Source organism: Pandoraea cepalis (assembly GCF_902459625.1).
GTDB classification, from domain to species: domain Bacteria; phylum Pseudomonadota; class Gammaproteobacteria; order Burkholderiales; family Burkholderiaceae; genus Pandoraea; species Pandoraea cepalis.
Genome location: NZ_CABPRY010000001.1, coordinates 827,829 through 846,562, shown reverse-complemented (window position 1 = coordinate 846,562; position 18,734 = coordinate 827,829). Strand labels below are relative to the sequence as shown.

15 protein-coding genes are annotated in these 18,734 nt (G+C 64.6%); 7 read left to right on the top strand and 8 right to left on the bottom strand.

The window, feature by feature from the left end; genetic code table 11:
• Positions 1-49: 49 nt before the first annotated feature.
• Entirely contained in the window at positions 50-838 is a 789-nt protein-coding gene (locus tag PCE31107_RS03855) for an IclR family transcriptional regulator (RefSeq protein WP_130024881.1), read from the top strand.
• A gap of 4 nt (positions 839-842) precedes the next feature.
• On the opposite strand, the gene PCE31107_RS03850 is transcribed toward PCE31107_RS03855, so the two are convergent.
• Entirely contained in the window at positions 843-1,715 is an 873-nt protein-coding gene (locus PCE31107_RS03850; protein WP_150606606.1) for an IclR family transcriptional regulator, read from the bottom strand.
• Positions 1,716-2,056: 341 nt separating this feature from the next.
• Between PCE31107_RS03850 and PCE31107_RS03845 the strand changes: the two genes are divergently transcribed.
• The 3 genes from PCE31107_RS03845 (at position 2,057) to PCE31107_RS03835 (ending at position 6,588) form a co-directional block, all read left to right on the top strand.
• Complete coding sequence (locus PCE31107_RS03845; RefSeq protein ID WP_130024880.1) at positions 2,057-3,727, top strand: GMC family oxidoreductase; 1,671 nt, start codon at positions 2,057-2,059, stop codon at positions 3,725-3,727.
• 43 nt (positions 3,728-3,770) lie between these two features.
• A complete protein-coding gene (locus tag PCE31107_RS03840; RefSeq protein WP_130024879.1) occupies positions 3,771-5,099 on the top strand; it encodes an MFS transporter in 1,329 nt (442 codons plus the stop codon).
• A gap of 238 nt (positions 5,100-5,337) precedes the next feature.
• Positions 5,338-6,588 (top strand): EAL domain-containing protein, encoded by a 1,251-nt coding sequence (locus PCE31107_RS03835; protein ID WP_017231497.1) that lies wholly within the window; start codon positions 5,338-5,340, stop codon positions 6,586-6,588.
• Positions 6,589-6,676: 88 nt separating this feature from the next.
• Here PCE31107_RS03835 and PCE31107_RS03830 read toward each other — a convergent pair whose 3' ends face one another.
• On the bottom strand, positions 6,677-7,783 hold the full coding sequence (locus PCE31107_RS03830) for an NADH:flavin oxidoreductase/NADH oxidase (RefSeq protein ID WP_150606604.1): 1,107 nt from the start codon (positions 7,781-7,783) through the stop codon (positions 6,677-6,679).
• A gap of 176 nt (positions 7,784-7,959) precedes the next feature.
• Between PCE31107_RS03830 and PCE31107_RS03825 the strand changes: the two genes are divergently transcribed.
• Positions 7,960-8,883 (top strand): LysR family transcriptional regulator, encoded by a 924-nt coding sequence (locus PCE31107_RS03825; RefSeq protein WP_150606602.1) that lies wholly within the window; start codon positions 7,960-7,962, stop codon positions 8,881-8,883.
• A 90-nt stretch (positions 8,884-8,973) separates the two neighbouring features.
• Here PCE31107_RS03825 and PCE31107_RS03820 read toward each other — a convergent pair whose 3' ends face one another.
• The 4 genes from PCE31107_RS03820 to PCE31107_RS03805 form a co-directional block, all read right to left on the bottom strand.
• Positions 8,974-10,005 carry an Ldh family oxidoreductase gene (locus tag PCE31107_RS03820; RefSeq protein ID WP_150606600.1) on the bottom strand — a complete coding sequence of 344 codons (1,032 nt, stop codon included), beginning with the start codon at positions 10,003-10,005 and terminating at the stop codon, positions 8,974-8,976.
• Positions 10,002-11,324 (bottom strand): C4-dicarboxylate transporter DctA, encoded by a 1,323-nt coding sequence (gene dctA, locus PCE31107_RS03815; RefSeq protein WP_130024876.1) that lies wholly within the window; start codon positions 11,322-11,324, stop codon positions 10,002-10,004. Before dctA ends, PCE31107_RS03820 begins: the two co-directional genes overlap by 4 nt.
• Positions 11,325-11,507: 183 nt before the next feature.
• Positions 11,508-12,683: a UxaA family hydrolase gene (locus PCE31107_RS03810; protein WP_150562363.1), complete on the bottom strand. Its 1,176-nt coding sequence runs from the start codon at positions 12,681-12,683 to the stop codon at positions 11,508-11,510.
• A gap of 49 nt (positions 12,684-12,732) precedes the next feature.
• Positions 12,733-13,074, bottom strand: coding sequence for a UxaA family hydrolase (locus PCE31107_RS03805; RefSeq protein WP_217425179.1), 342 nt, complete (start codon positions 13,072-13,074; stop codon positions 12,733-12,735).
• Positions 13,075-13,244: 170 nt separating this feature from the next.
• On the opposite strand from PCE31107_RS03805, the gene PCE31107_RS03800 reads away from it, so the two are divergent.
• A complete protein-coding gene (locus PCE31107_RS03800) occupies positions 13,245-14,012 on the top strand; it encodes a GntR family transcriptional regulator (RefSeq protein ID WP_130024874.1) in 768 nt (255 codons plus the stop codon).
• A gap of 107 nt (positions 14,013-14,119) precedes the next feature.
• On the opposite strand, the gene PCE31107_RS03795 is transcribed toward PCE31107_RS03800, so the two are convergent.
• Positions 14,120-15,229: a tartrate dehydrogenase gene (locus PCE31107_RS03795; RefSeq protein ID WP_150606598.1), complete on the bottom strand. Its 1,110-nt coding sequence runs from the start codon at positions 15,227-15,229 to the stop codon at positions 14,120-14,122.
• Positions 15,230-15,336: 107 nt separating this feature from the next.
• Here PCE31107_RS03795 and PCE31107_RS03790 point away from each other — a divergent pair, with 107 nt between their 5' ends.
• Positions 15,337-16,236 carry a LysR family transcriptional regulator gene (locus tag PCE31107_RS03790; RefSeq protein WP_150606902.1) on the top strand — a complete coding sequence of 300 codons (900 nt, stop codon included), beginning with the start codon at positions 15,337-15,339 and terminating at the stop codon, positions 16,234-16,236.
• A 42-nt stretch (positions 16,237-16,278) separates the two neighbouring features.
• On the opposite strand, the gene bglX is transcribed toward PCE31107_RS03790, so the two are convergent.
• Positions 16,279-18,609: a beta-glucosidase BglX gene (gene bglX, locus PCE31107_RS03785; protein WP_174966548.1), complete on the bottom strand. Its 2,331-nt coding sequence runs from the start codon at positions 18,607-18,609 to the stop codon at positions 16,279-16,281.
• Positions 18,610-18,734: the final 125 nt, after the last annotated feature.

The window sequence follows — 18,734 nt, the reverse complement described above, 5'->3', positions numbered from 1 at the left end:
TGGCCCGTTTGGGTACAATACCGCTGATCCATTTTCCGGAACGGCGCATATGAACGACGCAGCACTTCAGCTCGACTCTCCTGCAGACAACAAGGCGGATACCCCGACCCTGCGGGCGTTTGCGTTGCTCGAATATCTCGTCGCGGCCGACGCACCGGTCTCGCTCGCCGACATGGCGCACGACATCCAGATGCCGAAAGCCTCGCTGCACCGCATGCTCGGCTCGCTCGAAGCGGGCGGACTGGTGATTCGCGAGCCGGGGCAGAAGAACGCCTATGTGATTGGCCCGCGCCTGGCGCAACTGAGCCTGGGCGTGATGATGCAGGCGGGTGCTCGACGCATGCGCCACGCAATTCTTGGCCGTCTCGTGGCCGATCTGGGCGAGACGTGCAACCTCACGATGCTGCACGAGACCGAGGTGCTCTATCTCGACCGCATGGAAGCGCCGTGGCCGCTGCGTCTCGATCTCAAACCAGGGTCGCACGTCCCCGCGCACAGCAGTGCGAGCGGCAAGCTGATGCTGGCCATGCTGCCGCGCGAGCAACGCGCCGCCCTCCTGCGCGCCATGAAGCTCCAACGCTTCACGCCGAACACGCTCACCGACCCCGAACTGCTGGAAAGCGAACTCGACCGCATTGCGCACAAGGGCATTGCCGTCGACAACGAAGAGTTCGTGCTGGGCATCGCCTGTGTGGCCGCGCCGGTGCTCAAGGACGACGGCACGTGCATCGCCGCCGTGGCCGTGCATGCCCCGGTCTCGCGCACGTCGCTGTCCAAGGCCATGGAGTTCGTGCCGCGCCTGCAGGAAGCCGCGAAGGAACTCGCCAAGACGTTCTGACACGTCAGACCGCTCTGCGCTGCTCCCGGGCGTCGGCCAGTTTCGCCAACGCCTCCGTCTTGCCGGCCCGTTGCCAGTCGAGCAGCGGTGCGAGCGCCGTCGCGGTCTCGCGCAGCGTGGGCACCAGCGCCAGCAGTTGTTCCAGCGTCACTCTCGCCGTCGGCCCATGCACGGCGAGCACCGCGCGTACGTGGCCGTCATCGAGTGCGCGCACCGGCACGCCCACCGCCACCATGCCGCGCACGAATTCCTCGTTATCGATACCGATGCCGCGCGCGGCCAGCCGGTCCAGCTCGGCCTCCAACAGGCTCACGTCGGTGATGGTGCGCGGCGTCATGCGTTTGAGCGACAGGCGCGAGAGTACGGCGCGGCGTTCCGCCACCGGCATCTGAGACAGGAACAGCTTGCCGCTCGCCGTGCAATGCAGTGGCACACGCATGCCGGGATGCATCTGCATGCGCAGCGGCTCGTTCGTCTCCACCCGTTCGATGTAAAGAATCTCGTCGCCGTCGAGCGCTGTCAGGTTGACGGTCTCGCCGACACGATCGACCAACGCGCGCAGCAACGAGCGTGCCGCACGTGTGAAGTTGTTGTTCGCCAACGTGACCAGCGCCAGTCGCGCCGCGCGCGGCCCCAACGACAGACCTCGCTCCGATCCGCGCGAATCGGGCACGTGCGAGACATAGCCGCAGACCTCCAGCGCCTCGATCAGGCGCATGAGGGTGGCCTTCGGAATCGACAGGCGCGTGGCGAGCTGCGACAACGTGTAGGGCTGTCCGGCCATCGCCAGTCGTTCAATGACGGCCAGGGCACGCAGATTCCGCGCCTCGTCGCTCGCGCGCAACTCTCCCTCCTCCAGCGTGACCGTCTCGCGCATTCCACCTCCTCGCTCGTCACAAACACAATAAAAGAAACAAAATATACCAATTATTTGACAATCATCCGCCTCGGGATAACCCCGGGGCTGTCTGAGAGACCCCGCGGCGCTCCAGTCGATCGACGCATCGAGTCCGCGCGCCAACCCCTAGTAAAACCCCGCAGATGCGCTGCAGCAATCGTCTCGTTCTGAGACGCCAAGCGCGAAATCCGTTTCAGTTTTCCGCCACACGCGGTTTTTTGCTTGGCATTTGCGTACGGCTCGCCGACATTGGATCGAAACAATCCGAAACAAATCGTTTCACCCAATTCGAAGCAGATGCGAGGCAGGAGACAAGCGGTATGGAACATGAGGTCGACTATCTGATCGTCGGTGCGGGCTCCGCCGGATGCGTGCTCGCCAATCGCCTGAGCGCGGACCCGGCAAACCGGGTGCTGCTGCTCGAGGCCGGCGGCCCCGATAGCAATCCGTGGATTCACATCCCGGTCGGATATTTCAAGACGATGCACGACCCCGAACTCGACTGGTGCTATCGCACCGAGGCCGACGCCAACGTGGCCAACCGTCAGATCGACTGGCCGCGCGGCAAGGTGCTGGGCGGCTCCAGTTCGCTCAACGGGCTGCTCTACGTGCGCGGACAGCGCGAAGACTACGATCACTGGGCGGCACTGGGCAATCGCGGCTGGCGCTATGCCGACGTGCTGCCGTACTTCCGCAAATCCGAAGATCAGGAGCACGGTGCCAACGAGTATCACGGCGTGGGTGGCCCGCTCAAGGTGTCCGACCTGCGCCTGCGCCGCCCGATCGCGGAGCACTTCATCGCCGCCGCGAACGACACCGGCATCCCATTCAATGCGGATTACAACGGCGCGACGCAGGAAGGTGTCGGCTACTTCCAGCAGACGGCGTTCCGGGGCTTTCGCTGGAGTACGGCGAAGGGCTTTCTGAAGCCGGCTCGCGGGCGTCGCAACCTGGTGGTGGAAACGCGTGCGCAGACCTGCCGCGTGCTGTTCGAAGGCAAGCGCGCGGTGGGTGTCGAGTATCTGCAGAACGGCGAGCGCAAGAGGGCACGCGCACGCGTCGAGGTGATTCTCGCGGCCGGCGCCATCGGGTCGCCGCAGTTGCTGCAAAACTCGGGGGTCGGCCCGACGACGGTGCTGGCCAAGGCCGGTGTCGCGCTGCGACATGCGCTGCCGGGCGTTGGCCGGAATCTGCAAGATCATCTGCAAGTGCGCCTGGTTTTCAAGACCCGCGAGCGCACCCTCAACGACGAGGTCAACAACCCGCTGCGCAAGGCACTCATCGGCCTGCAATACGCGATGTTCCGCACGGGGCCGCTCACGCTCGCCGCCAGTCAGGTGACGATCTTCACGCGCTCGCGCCCGGAACTCACGCGTCCCGACATCCAGTTCCACATGCAGCCGCTCTCGGCCGACAAGCCGGGCAAGGGTGCGCACCGGTTCTCGGCGTTCACTTCGTCCGTGTGCCAGCTGCGCCCGTTCAGCCGGGGCAGCGTCGAGATCCGGTCCAACGATCCGCTGCAATACCCGGCGATCCACGCCAACTATTTGTCGGATGAGCGCGACCATCGCGTGGTGATCGACGGCATCAAGGTGGCGCGCCGCATTGCCGCCGCCCCGTCGCTCGCACCGCACATCATCAGCGAGTTCATCCCGGGCGCGCAGTATCAGAGCGACGACGAGTTGCTTCAGGCCGCGCGCCAGTTCAGCCAATCGATCTATCACCCGGCGGGCACTTGCCGGATGGGTCACGACCCGATGTCGGTCGTCGACGACCGTCTGCGCGTTCACGGCCTTGCGGCGCTGCGCGTCGTGGACGCGTCGATCATGCCCGAGCTGGTTTCGGGCAACACGAATGCACCGACCATCATGATCGCCGAGAAAGCGGCCGACATGATTCTCGAAGACAGGAAGCAGGCGTCGGGCATGCAGGAGATTCGCGGCAGCGAGGCGCCGCCAGCAGAGGCGGCACGCGTTGCCGTCGCCATTTAGCCAGTCACGTCAGCCCCAACCATTAAAATATTCGGAGACAACCATGAATGCATCGAAGCAGACCGACGCCCGGCAGATGCGCCGTGTCGTCGTCGCCAGCCTTATCGGCGCCACCATCGAGTGGTACGACTTTTTCCTGTACGGCGTTGTCGCCGGCATCGTGTTCAACAAGTTGTACTTTCCCGGCAGCGACCCGCTCGTCTCGACGATGCTCGCCTATGGCACGTTCGCCGTGGGCTTTCTCAGCCGGCCGCTGGGCGGCGTGATCTTCGGGCATTTCGGTGACAAGCTCGGCCGCAAGAGCATGCTCGTGATGACTCTCACCATCATGGGCATTGCCACGATGCTCATCGGACTGGTGCCGACGTATGCACAAATCGGCCTGTGGGCGCCGGTGCTGCTGCTCGTGCTGCGGGTGCTGCAAGGCATCGGGCTGGGCGGCGAGTGGGGCGGCGCGGTGCTCATGGCATTCGAATATGCGCCCAAGGAAAAGCGCGGCTTCTACGCCAGCCTTCCGCAGGTGGGCCTCGCGCTCGGCCTGTGCCTGGCCTCTGGCGTGGTTGCTCTGCTGTCATACACCCTCACCACGGCTCAGTTCCTGGCATGGGGCTGGCGCGTGGCGTTCTTCCTGTCGGTGGGGCTGGTGGCCATCGGCATGTACATTCGCCTGAATGTGATGGAGACGCCCGAGTTCACGAAGATCAAGAAGGCCGGCACCGAGATCAAGATGCCGATCGCCGAAGTCCTCATGCGCAGCCCGGGCAATGTACTGGCCGGCATGGGCGCGCGCTTCATCGACGGCGTGTTCTTCAACGTCTTCGGTGTCTTCTCGATCTCCTACCTGACGCAGACGCTCAAGCTGTCACAGACCGAAGCGCTTACCGGCGTGATGGCCGCCGCGTTCGTGATGATCTTCACCATTCCGTTCTTCGGCAAGCTCTCGGATCGCATCGGTCGCACGCGTATCTACTTCTGGGGCTCGCTCGCAACCGGCCTGTCGTCGTTCGCCGGGTTCTGGCTGATGAAGGCGAGCGGCGGCAACGTGATGCTCGTCTGGCTGTCCATCGTGATTCCGCTGGGCGTGATCTACGCCTCGATTTACGGACCGGAAGCCGCCCTCTTCTCGGAACTGTTCGACGCCAAGGTCCGCTACACCGGTATCTCCTTCGTCTACCAGTTCTCGGGCATCTTCGCGAGCGGCCTGAGCCCGATCATCGCGACGTACCTGTTGCAGAAGAATGGCGGGGAGCCGTGGATGATCTGCATCTACGTACTCTGCGCCGGCCTCATCAGCGCGCTGTCCGCGGCGTGGATCGGCAGCCGCCAGCGCCGCCAGAATGTATGGCACGGGGCCGGCGTGACCGAGCATTGACGGGCCAAGCGCCGCCGCGCCGGGACGGACATCCGGCGGCGGCGCGATGTCGGGCGCCCTAACGCCCAGGCCCCAGTTTGGTGCGAAGGCGACGCACGCTGGTGCGATGCGTCGTCTCCCGGGCGAAAAATCGCGGAAAATCAGGGACAATAGCGCCGGCGCCGCCGGGCGCCTTTGAGCACGGTTCTTGCTCATCTATCCTGTACTTAACCCTGCTGCCCCCGCGCCCGTCCCTACCATGACCATGATCGATCTCGACGCCCCCGGCTTGCTGCCGCCCCGTTTGACGGCGGCCGAAGACGGCCGGCGCATCGTCATCTACGGCGACTTCACGATCTGCAGCGTCTTCCAGCCGGTCTTCTCTGTCTCGCACCGGCGCGCCATCGGCTACCACGCGTCCCTGCGCGCGCACGATGCGCAAGGTCGCCACATCCCGTCGCACGAAGTCTTCACGCTGGCCGCGCGGCACGGCGACATGCTCGAACTGGGCCGACTGGCCGAATCGCTGCATCTGGGCAACTTCCATGAATTCGACGGCCGCGATGCGTGGCTCTTCCTGAGCCTGCACCCCGCCGCCCTGATGGACACTGTCTACGGCGACGCACTCATCGCCACGCTCAAGGCCATCGGCCTGTCGCCGCAACGCGTGGTGCTCGAAGTGCCCGAGCAGGCGGGCGGCGACACGCCGCGCTTTGGCGCCATCGTCGGCAGCCTGCGCAAGGCGGGCTTCCTGATCGCGCTGGGCGGCTTCGGGGCCAAGCATTCGAACATCGACCGGGTGTGGGATCTGCGCCCGGACATCGTGGTGCTCGATCGCGGCATTCTCGCGCAGGCGACCGAGCAATCGCATCTGGCACGCGTACTGCCCGGGCTCGTGTCGCTGCTGCACGAATCGGGACAACTGGTGATGATGGGCGGCCTCGCGACGGATCGCGAAGCGCTCATCGCGTTGGAGTGCAACGTCGACTTCGTGCAGGGGCTGTACTTCGCGGGGCCGGATGTCGACCCCGTGCAGCCGAAGGTCGCGGCCGAGCGCATGGACGCGCTGTCGTCGGCGCTGCGCACGCAACTCGTCGAGCGGGAGCGGGCCGAGCATGCCCGGCTTGCCCCGTATGTGGCGGGCATCGAGGCCGCCGCCGCCCACTTGGCTCAGGGGCAGGACCTCAGACACGCGACGCACGACCTGCTCGCACTGCCCGATGCCGCGCGATGCTTCCTGCTCGATGCCGCTGGACGCCAGATCGGCGACAACGTGCTGCCGCACAACCATTCGTCACAGCGCGCCAAGCGTTTCCGTCCGCTGTTGCATTCGGAGGGGGCGAACTGGGCACGGCGGCCTTATTTCATCGATGCCATGCGAGCGCCTGGCGAGGTGCACTTCACATCGCCCTATCTCTCGATCAATGAAGCTCACCTGTGCGTGACCGCCTCCATCGCCACGCCCGCCAAGCAAGGCCTGCATGTGCTCTGCGTCGATATCAACTGGTGACGGCGACCGTTTGAAGCTCGCTTGAAATGCCAACGCCCCCGTACGTCTTCCGATGCACGGGGGCGTTGTTCATGGCGCGTCGCCGTGATCAGGCGGCGCGTTGCACGCGATAGCGTTCAAGCCAGTGCGCATACGGGGCGGGCAACACCCACGACGGACGCGCCACATCCAGTTCGCGCGCTGCGTAATACGGCCAGTGCGGGTTGGCGAGCAATGCGCGGCCGATCATCACGAGATCCATTTGACCGTCGGCCACCACACGCTCGGCCGCACGCGGATCGTCGATGCTCCACGACGACGCCACGGCAATCCCTGCTTCTTTCTTGACGCGCTCGGCGATCGGCGCGAGGAACGCCGAGCCCCAGGGGATATTCGCGGTGGGTGTCGAGAAGCCGACGCTCACGTTGAGCAGATCGAGACCGCCTGCACGCATCTGCCGCGTGAGCGCAATCGATTCCGCCAGCGTTTCTTCATCGCGGCCGTCGTATTCGAGCACGCCGAAACGCGCGGTGAGCGGCAGATGCTCGGGCCACACCTCGCGCACGGCGGCGAGCGTCTCAAGCAAGAAGCGGCTGCGTCGCGCGACGTCGCCGCCGTAGGCATCGTCGCGATGGTTCGCATGCACCGAGAAGAAGCTCTGCGCGAGATAGCCGTGGGCAAAGTGCAATTCGAGCCATTCAAAGCCCGCCGCCAAGGCCCGGCGCGCCGCTGCCACGAAGTCGGCTTTTACGCGTTCGATGTCGTCCAGCGTCATCGCCTTGGGCACTTTGCCAAGATGCGCGCCGAAAGCGACCGCCGACGGCGAGATCGTGGGCCAGCCGCGCGGATCGTCTTCACCGATGTGATCGTCGCCCTCCCAGGGGCGATTGGCGCTGGCCTTGCGTCCGGCGTGCGCGATCTGAATGCCGGGCACCGCGCCATGCGCCTTGATGGCCGACGCAATGCGCGCCATGCCTTGCGCCTGAGCGTCGTTCCACAGTCCGGTGCATCCCGGGGAGATACGGCCTTCGGGCGATACGGCGGTCGCCTCGACGATCACCAGCCCGGCGCCGCCACGCGCCAGTCCGGCGTAATGGGCGAGGTGCCAGTCGTTGATAAGACCGTCGACGGCGCTGTACTGGCACATCGGCGGAATGGCCACACGGTTGCGCAACTTGACGCTTTTCAATTCAAACGGGGAAAACAGGGCGGACATGGGTTTCTCTTGGAGTCAGGGGAGCGGCGCTGACGGACGACATCGGTCGCTGAAGACCATGTTGGATGTCGGTATTTCGCAGTGCCTCGACCGTCGCAGGTCGACCAACGCCATGTTAGTCGCACAACGCTATAATGAAAACCATCCACACATTATCGAATTGATAACAGTTCATTATGGTAAATCCTCAGTGGCTCAAATCGTTCGCTACGCTCGCCGAGCTCGGTAACTTCACGCGCACCGCCGACCGGTTGGGCCTGACGCAGGCGGCCGTGAGCCAGCACGTGAAGCATCTCGAAGCGGAGTTTGGGCCGTTGTTGGTGCGACGTCCGCGCGCCATTGAACTCACGCCCGCCGGCCAGGCGCTGCTGACCTATTGCCGCGAAGTCGAGTGTGCGGCGCGGCATCTTCGCTCACGGCTGGACGATGCGGACGACGATTGCGGTGAAATCACGCTCATCACGCCGGGCAGCATCGGGCTGTACCTGTGTCCGATCCTGCTCGACATGCAGAAGGCCAACCCGGCGATGGTCGTGCAGCATCGCTTCGCGCCTGACCGGGAGGTGCTCGAAGGCGTGTTGCAGAATCGTTTCGAGTTGGGCCTGGTGACGTTGCGGCCGGACGATCCGCGGCTTGCCGCCACGCCGTTCACGCAGGAGCCACTCGAACTCGTGGTTCCGGCGGGGGAAGACGTGCACAAATGGGAAGACTTGAAGCGCATTGGATACATCGATCACCCGGATGGCGAGGCGATGTCGACGCGCTTGTTGAGTCGTCGATTTCCGGGCAATCCCGGCGTGCAGAGCCTGCCGTGCAAGGGGTGCACGAACCAGATCGGCCTGATTCTCGAATATGTTGCGCGGGGGCTGGGGTTCACCATCATTCCGCAATACGCGCGGCAGGCTTTCGCGTCGCAGGCGGCCATCCGCGTGGTGGACTGCGGCCCGCCGGTGGTCGACACGCTATGGCTGATCCATCGCGCCGAGTGGCCGCTGTCGGCGCGCGCGCAGCGGGCGGTGGCGCTGCTGCGTGAGCGTGTGGACGCCCCGCGTGCGCGTGCCTTCGGCGGCGAACGGGTGTTATCGGGCGCGAACATTTGAGCCACCAGCTCGCCGGTCTTGATAGTGACGTCCGCGCCTTTCGCGCGCGATTGGACAAGCCGTCGCCCAATGCACCGCGCGCACTGTCGATCATTGGCCGGAACAGCCTGCCGCCAGCGATTCGAGTTGCGCCAGCAGATCCTGCGGGACCGCGATCCCCGCGTGCGTGGCCTCTTGCGCGATGGCATCACGTCGCGCCCCGGGCAATCGCACCGTTTCATCCATCAGCATCAACTCAATAAGCGTCTCGATTCGCTCCTGGTAGGCCTCGGTACCCGCGAGCGCGGCGGGATCGATCAGCCAGAACAGGTGACCGACGCGTGAGCGTTTGCCCTGCGCAACCAGGAACGAGCCCGCCTCTGCACCGAACTGCGCCCCTGACAACGCCGCGGCGAGCAGTTCCACCATCAATGCCAGCATCGCGCCTTTGGCACCGCCGAACGGGAGCATCATGCCGTCGAGTGCCGCACGTGCATTGGTCGTCGGCTGCCCGTCGGCGTCGGTCGCCCAGCCTTCGGGAATCGAATCGCCACGCTGCGCCGCGACCATGACCTTGCCCCGCGCGACTTGCGACATGGACAGGTCGATCATCAGCGGCGGCGCCTTCGCGCGCGGAAATGCGGCTGCGATGGGATTCGTGCCGAACAGGGGCCGTGTACCGCCCCACGCGGGCATGGCGCCCGGTGCATTACTGAAGGCCAGCGCCACGAGCCCCGCCGCGCCCGCGGCTTCGAGATGAAAAGCGCCCGCACCGAAATGATGGCTGCGGACAACGCTCGCCGTGGCCGTGCCAAAATCTCGCGCACGTGCAATACCGGTGCGGATGGCCAGGTCGCACGCGGCGAACGCCAGACCGTCGCAAGCATCGACGAGAAACGCCGCGCCCTTGTCGCGCAAGATCGTGGGCTGCGCGGCCGCATCGACGCGGCCATTGCGCAACTGCGCAACATACATCGGCAGGCGTGCCACACCGTGCGACGTGAGACCGCGCTCGTCCGCATACACAAGCGCCTGCGCGGCGGCATCGGCCGTCGCCTGCGTCGCGCCCGACGCGCTCAGCACGCGGCGCACGAGCTGACGCAGGTCGGCCGGCATCACCCTTTGCTTTTCGTTCTCGCTCATGGCTTCATGTCCTGCATGGCCTGATGCGGCACCGACTCGACCAGCGGGCTCGACGGCGCCTCGCGTCCTGCATCCGGTCGGGCGAGAACGGCGCGCGCCGTATCGACATCGAACACGCCCTCCCAGCGCGCTACGACAAGCGTCGCGACCGCATTGCCGATCATGTTCACCAGCGCGCGAATTTCGTTGAGCACGCGGTCAATGCCGATGATGAGCGTGATCCCCGCCACGGGGATGATGTTGTGCGACGAGAGGGTTGCCGTGAGCGCCACCAGCGCCGCCCCTGCCACCCCCGCGCCCCCCTTCGACGTGACGAGCAGGATCGCGAGCAGCCCGAGCTGCTGCATCAACGTCAGATGGGTGTTGGTGGCTTGCGCAATGAACAACGAGGTCATCGTCAGATAGATGGCTGCGCCGTCGAGATTGAAGGAATAGCCCGTCGGCAAGACGAGTCCCACGACCGTTTTCGGGCAGCCGAGGCGTTCGAGCTTGTCCATCAGGCGTGGCAGCACCGACTCCGTTGTCGACGTGCCGAGCACGATCAACAACTCCTCGCGCAGGTATCGCAACAGCGGCCACAGGCCAACGCCCGCCCAGCGACATGCAGTCCCCAGCACGATCACAACGAACAGGATGCTCGTCACGTAGAAGCACAGAATCAGCAACCCCAGTTGCTGCAACGCGCCGATGCCGTACTTGCCGACCGTGAACGCAATCGCCCCGAAGGCACCAAGCGGTGCGAGCCGCATGATCATCTCGACGATGCGCATCAACGCGTCGCCGAATTGCTCGATGGCCATTGAGAGGAATTTGCTGCGATCAGACATGATCGACAGGGCAACGCCGAACAGCACCGAGAACAGCAGCACCTGAAGCAGATCGCCGCGCGCGAACGCGCCAACCACGGAGTTCGGTACGATCGCCTCCAGAAAACTCTTGTGCTCGGCAACGTGGACTTCGGTGACGAAATGCGAGACCGCGCCGGGATCGAGCGTCTTCGGATCGATGTTCAGCCCCGCGCCGGGATGCAACACGTTCGCCACGATCAGGCCCAGGACGAGCGCGAGGGTGGTGACCACTTCGAAGTAAAGAATCGTCTTGAATCCAACGCGCCCGACCTGCTTCAGGTTTTCCATTCGCGCGATGCCGACAGACACCGTGCAGAAAATCAGAAGCGTGATCAGCATCTTGATCAGGCGGATGAAGGTGTCGCCCAGCGGCTTGAATTGAACGCCGAGAGCGGGCGCGAAATAGCCGACGAGAATGCCGGCGGCCAGGCCGATCAGGACCTGGACATAGAGATGTTTGAGCACGCGCAAGATGGTGTCTCCTCCACTTGCAAACAGACGACATGCGGCACAGGCGCCCGGTTCGCACCGCTCATGGGGCGGTTTGGCGAACCGGTGCGCGCACCGGACGGGGACCTCTGTACTGCTCCTGCATTGACGCCATAAGGCAACGCGCAGCGCCGCACCGGGCGCCGCGCGCGACTGCGGTGCGAATTATGCGCTTTCGAACAGGCGCGTCAGCACGAACTCGCGATGGCCGAGAACTTCGGCAGCCGTCCAGCGACCGTTGGCGGTCGCAAGCATGCACTCGAGAAGCTTGTCGCCGGTCTCGTCGAGGTTCTGCTCCCGCTGCAACAGACCCGAGACATCCACGTCGATGTGCTCGCCCATGGTACGAACGGTACGCGGATTCGCGCAGATCTTGATCACGGGAACGATGGCGTTGCCGATCACGTTGCCTTGTCCCGTGGGGAAGAAGTGCACCGCGAAGCCCGACGCGGCGCACAGCGTCACCATCTCGGCCGCCGCAGACGACGAATCCATGAACCAGAGGCCCGAATGCGTCGGTGCTTCGGCCTTGTCGAGCACGCCGTCGACCATGCACTTCTTGCCGATCTTCTGAATGTTACCGAGGGCCTTTTCCTCGATCGTCGTGAGGCCGCCCGCGATGTTGCCCTTGGTCGGCTGCGACTCGGAGAGGTCGTCCGTCTTCCAGCGATTGATCATGTCCTGGTAACGGTCGAACATGAACTGGAATCGCTCGCGCACGCCGTCGTTCGCACAACGCGCAGCAACGATCTGCTCGCCGCCCGTCAGCTCCGAGGTCTCGCCGAACACGAGCGTGTTGCCAAGGCCGTACAACTTGTCGAACGCATTACCGACGGTGGGGTTCGCGCCGCAGCCTGACGTCGTATCCGATTCTCCGCACTTGGTCGACACCCACAACTCGCTGATCGGGCACTCCTCGCGCTCGAGCGTGCTCGCGTGATGCACCATTTCCTTGGCGGCTTTCGACGCACGCATGATCGTGTCGTGATCGCCGTGCAGTTCAATGCCGAACCCCATGACCGGCTTGCCCGACTTCGCAATGCCGTCGACCACGCGCTTGGTCCAGCCCTCTTCGATACCGATGACGATCACCGCGGCGACGTTCGGATTGCTGCCCGCGCCGATAAGCGTGCGGAAGTGCAAGTCCAGATCCGCGCCGAATTGCAGCCGGCCGTAGGGGTGCGGAATTGCCATGGTGCCCTTGATCGCCGATTCCACGGCCATCGCGGCAGCATTGGACAGATCGTCCACGGGAAGAATGATGACGTGGTTGCGCACGCCGACGCGGCCGTTCTCACGGCGATAGCCACGGAAAGTGGTGTCCAGTTGAATCACGCTCATGATGTCTCTCTCGATGTGGGGTAGGGGAAGCTCAGGTCCGACGCGCCGATCACCAGCGCTTCGTCTTGATGTTGTGAACGTGCGCGTGTTCGCCCGCACTGATCGGTGACACCACCTTCCCGATATCCACGCCGTACTTGAACACCGTGTCGCCTACCTGCATGTCCTTGAGCGCCACCTTGTGACCGATGGGGATGTCCTGCTTGGCCGGGAACGTGACGATCTCGTCCTCGTCCATGATCCAGGCGTTCAACTGCGATCCCGCCTTGATGCCCTCCACCACCGCGACCCCCACCGTGTCCTTCGCCTCGTGCAAGACGATGTGAATGGTCTTGCGCTCACCCGCTTTCACCTTCGTTGCCTCGCCCACGCCCGCTGCTGCCTGACTCATGTCTGCCTCCTGGTTGACGATGTTGAGCGCCCTCCTGTCTCGATGGCGCCCGCCGTTGAAACCGATAGTAGGCGTCGAATTCATCCATGTCAACCATATCATCTATATGTGTTACATCTTTCAAATCGGATGCGTACAATGGCGCCATATTCAAAGCATTCGGGGGAAACGTGAGCACAGTCACGGTCATGCCGTCCGCCCCGGGCGGCACGCGTTACAAGGAAGTGAAGGAAGCGATGCTGGCTGCGCTGACGGCACAGGAATGGAAAGGCGGCGAGGTGATCCCGTCTGAAAAGCGCCTTGCCGAGCGCTTCGGGGTATCGATCGGCACGCTAAGGAAAGCCATCGACGAGCTATGCGCCGAGAACATCCTGATTCGTCACCAGGGCTTGGGGACATTCGTCGCGCAGCATCGTCGCGATCGTCACTTCTTTCGCTTCTTCCGCGTGGCGCGGCGCGACGGAGAGCGTTCGTATCCGGTCGTAACCCTGGTCAACTACCGGAAGTCGCAAGCCCCCGCGGCCATTGCGGCGAAGCTCGGTATCGAGCCGGGGGCGCGAATCATTACGTTCACGAACGCGTTGGCATTGCACGAACGGGTCGTGATGGTCGACACGATCACGCTACCCGAGTCGATATTTCCAACGCTGACCGAAACGATGCTGCGCGACAGGCCGAATACGCTCTACAACTTCTACCAGGATGCGTTCGGCATCAACGTCGCCAGCACGGACGAGCGACTGCGCGTTGCCCGGGCCAGCGACAGCGAGAGCACGCTGCTGGGCCTTCCCGAAGGGGATCCCGTGCTGGAAATCGAGCGCATTGCCTATTCCATCAATCTCAAACCCGTCGAATATCGGCTGACGCACGTGAACACGCAGGACTATGAGTACGTCGCAAGCGCGACGAAACATGGGGCCGAGACGGGTGTCGCGTAATCAGGCGTCGGACTGACGCCTGCCGCGAGTTGTCTGGCGGGCCGGCCACGACCCGCCGGCACGCCGCGTCGCGCACCGCGCCCGCGCGACGGGCGTCATGCGATCGCTCAGCCCGCGCTGAGCACGGCGGCAATCGCCTGACCGACTTCGGTCGTGTTCGCGCTCCCGCCCAAATCGCCGGTGCGCGGCCCGTCCTTGATGACCTGCGTGATCGCCGCGAGAATGGCGTCGTGCGCCTCGCGCGTGCGGCCTTCGCCGCGGCCGATGAAGTCGAGCATCATCGCGGCCGTCCAGATCATGCCGATCGGGTTGGCGATGTTCTTGCCCGCGATGTCCGGCGCCGAGCCGTGCACCGGTTCGAACAGCGACGGGAATTTACCTTCCGGATTCAGGTTGCCCGACGGCGCGATGCCGATGGTGCCGGTGCAGGCCGGCCCCAGATCCGACAGGATGTCGCCGAACAGATTCGACGCGACCACCACGTCGAAGCGGTCCGGATTGAGCACGAATCGCGCACACAGAATGTCGATGTGCTGCTTGTCCCAGGTGATGTCCGGATACTTCGCTGCCGTCTCGGCCGCGCGCTTGTCCCACCACGGCATCGAGATCGAAATCCCGTTGCTCTTGGTCGCCACGGTCACGTGCTTGCGCGCGCGCTGCCGGGCGAGATCGAACGCGAACTTCAGCACGCGCTCCGTGCCGTGACGCGTGAAGATCGACTCCTGCACCACGAACTCGCGCTCCGTGCCCTCGAACATCACGCCACCGACCGACGAGTACTCGCCTTCGGTGTTCTCGCGCACGATCAGGAAATCGATATCGCCCGCCTCGCGGCCCGCCAGCGGCGACGGCACCCCATCGAACAGACGCGCCGGGCGCAGGTTGATGTACTGATCGAATTCGCGACGGAACTTGAGCAACGACCCCCACAGCGAGATATGGTCGGGCACCGTCTCGGGCCAGCCCACGGCACCGAACAGAATGGCGTCGACGCCGTCGAGCTGCTGCTTCCAGTCGTCCGGCATCATCTGGCCGTGCTTGGCGTAGTAGTCGCAGCTCGCCCATTCGATGTGCTGGTAGTCGACGGGAATTCCAAAGCGCCGGCACGCGGCGTCGAGCACACGCAGGCCTTCGGGCATCACCTCTTTACCGATGCCGTCGCCCGGAATCACGGCGATCTTGAACGGACGCGCAGGGCGCTGGGACGTGTCGGTCATGGTCTGTCTCTCCTGAGGGTTGGACGATGACACTAGGTTATTCCATTCCAACGCGGATAAAATCCCTCAATCGGTTAATCCACTATCCACGAATCGTGAATAAACCTCTGCCCGTCAACCCGAATCTCGACGATCTGCGCGTGTTTTGCCAGGTCGCGCGCCGTGCCAGCTTTTCGGCGGCAGCCGAAGCGCTGGGCGTCTCGCCCGCGTACGTGAGCAAGCGCGTCGGCATGCTCGAAGCCGACCTTGGCACGCGCTTGCTACATCGCTCGACCCGGCGCGTGGCCATCACCGACGCAGGGGAACGCGTGTACGCCTGGGCGGAAAAAATTCTCGACGACGTGAATCACCTGATCGAGGACGTCTCCAGCACGAGGCAGGTGCCGCGCGGCACGCTGCGGGTGTCGAGCAGCTTCGGCTTCGGACGGCATGCGGTGGCGCCCGCCATGTCGCGGCTGCGCGCGCTGCATCCGCTGCTCAACGTGCGCCTCGACCTGTTCGACCGGATCGTCGACGTGGCGGCCGAGGGGTATGACCTCGATGTGCGCATCGGCGACGACATCGCGCCGCATCTGATCGCCCGCAAGCTCGCGGACAATCATCGGGTGCTGTGCGCCTCGCGCGCCTATCTCGACGCGCACGGCACGCCGCGCCAATTGAGCGACCTGGCCGGGCATGCGTGCATCGTCATCAAGGAACGCGATCATCCGTTCGGCATGTGGCGGCTGCAACAGCGCGGCGAGGCCGTCGCCCTCAAGGTGACGGGGCCGCTGTCGACGAACCACGGGGAGGTGGCCGTGCAGTGGGCGCTCGACGGACAGGGGATCGTGCTGCGCTCGATGTGGGACGTGGGCGCACTTATCGCGCGCGGGGATCTGGTGCAGGTGCTGCCCGACGTGACGCAACCGGCCAACGTCTGGGCCGTGTATCCGTCGCGCGTGGCGTCGTCGGCCAAGGTCCGTGCCTGCGTGGAATTCCTTCGCGAGGAATTCCAGACGCAGACGTGAGGTCCGTCAAATCGCGACACCACGCCGCGACACGCGGTGCCATTACTGCAGAGTGAACGACGCCTGTTCGACGTGTTGCGAATCGAGCCCGATCTCCACGTTGAAGTCGCCGGGCTCCGCCACGTATTGCAGTTTCGCGTTGTAGAACTTCAGCAGGCTTTCATCGATCGCGAAGTGAACGGTGCGCGATTCGCCGGGCTTCAGGCTCACGTTCTCGAAACCCTTCAGCTCCTTGATGGGACGCACGATCGATGCGGCAACGTCCTGCAAGTAGAGCTGCACGACGGTCGCGCCCGCGCGCTTGCCGGTGTTGCGCACCGTCACGCTCGCATCGAGCTTGCCGCCGCGGGCGAGCGTCTTGCTCGATAGCGTCACCTTCGACACCGCGAACGAGGTGTAGCTCAGGCCGTAGCCAAAGGCATACAACGGGCCGGAGTCTTCCTCGAAGTATTGCGAGGTGTAGTTGGCCGGCTTGCCCGGTGTGAACGGACGACCGATGCGCAACTGGTTGTAGTACGTCGGGATCTGGCCGATCGAGCGCGGGAACGAGATCGGCAGCTTGCCCGACGGGTTGTAGTCGCCAAACAGCACGTCCGCAATCGCGTGGCCGCCTTCGGTGCCGGTGTACCACGTCTCGAGCATGGCGTCGGCGTTGGCCTTCGGCCAGTTCAGATCGAGCGGGCGACCGTTCATCAGCACGACGACGAGCGGCTTGCCGGTCGCCTTGAGTGCCTGCAACAGCGCCAACTGGCTACCCGGCAACGACAGACTCGTGCGGCTCGACGCCTCGTGCGACATGCCGCGCGCTTCGCCCACCGCCACGATCAGCGTGTCGGCGTTGCGCGCGACTCGCACGGCTTCGTCGATCATCTGCTGCGGCGCTCGCTTGTCCTGCACGACTTCCGGATTGTCCCAATCGAGGAAGTTGAGATATTGCACCACGCGCGGGTCGTCGGTGATGTTCGCGCCGCGCGCGTAAGTGACCTGCGCCTGCGGGCCCAGCGCATCGCGCACCCCTTGCAGCAGGGTGACGGCCTGCGACGCCACGCCCGCGGCCGACCAGCTCCCCAGGATATCGATCTTCGCGTCCGCGAGCGGCCCGATCACCGCGACCTTGCCCGCTTTGGCCAGCGGCAGTGTGTGGTGCCGGTTCTCCAGCAAGACAATGGACTTGCGCGCGGCATCGCGCGCGGCGTCACGATGCAGACGGCTCTGTGCATTCACATCTTTCGGATCCTGCGCCGCGAGGCCAATCCGGCGATACGGGTCGGCAAACAGGCCCATGTCGTATTTCGCGCCGAGGACTTCGCGCACGGCGTCGTCGATGTCGCGCATCGGCACCTCGCCCGACTTCACGAGCCCCGGTAATTGTTTGAGGTACTGCACGTCGGCCATGCTCATGTCGACGCCTGCCTCGATGGCCAGCTTCGCGGCCTCCCGGCCGTCCTTCGCCACGCCGTGACGCATCAACTCCTCGATCGCACCGTGATCGCTCACCGTCACGCCCTTGAAGCCCCATTCGTCACGCAGCAGATCGCGCAGCAGCCACTTGTTCGACGTGGCCGGCGTGCCGTTGATGGAGTTCAGCGCGATCATCACCCCGCCCGCGCCGGCGTCGATCCCGGCGCGGTACGGTGGCAGATAGTCCTGGTACATACGCATCGGACTCATGTCGACCACGTTGTAATCGCGTCCGCCCTCGACGGCACCGTACAGCGCGAAGTGCTTCACGAAGGCCATCAGGCTGTCCGGGTTGGCCGGCGACGTGCCCTGGAACCCCTCCACGCTCGCGCGCGCCGCTTGCGAGACCAGATAGGGATCCTCGCCGAAGCCTTCCGAGGTGCGCCCCCAGCGCGGGTCGCGCGAGATGTCGACCATCGGCGCGAACGTCGCATCCAGCCCGTCGGCGCTCGCTTCGATGGCGGCCACGCGTGCGGCTTGCTTTACGACCGACATGTCCCAGCTCGACGCCAACCCGAGGCTGATCGGGAACACAGTGCGATGCCCATGCACAATGTCGTAGGCGAAGAAAATCGGAATCTTCAGGCGGCTTTGCTTGACGGCCGCATCCTGCAACGGGCGGTTGTCGCTGCGCGTGACCGAGTTGAACGTGCCCCCTACGCGACCGGCAGCAATCTCCTTGATGAGCATCGGCTGCGGCATGTCCGAACCGATGCTGATCAGGCGCAACTGGCCGACCTTCTCATCGAGCGTCATGCGTGCGATGAGGTCATCGATGAACGCCCGCTTGGCGGACGCAGACGGCATGGCCGCCGGGGGATTGCCTTGAGCACCGTTGCCCAGGGCGGCAGGCGCGTCGGCGAAGGCCGGCGCGGCCGCGAGACTGGCCGCGAGCGCCAGTGCGGAGAACATTCTCATCTGATAGCGATCCAATGTGGCGCGACGTCTGGATGACCGGCGAGATCGCGCGGCAGCGCCTTGCGTCGTATCAACTGGTGTTACCCATACCGGCGCAACGATCCGGGTGCGTAACTCGA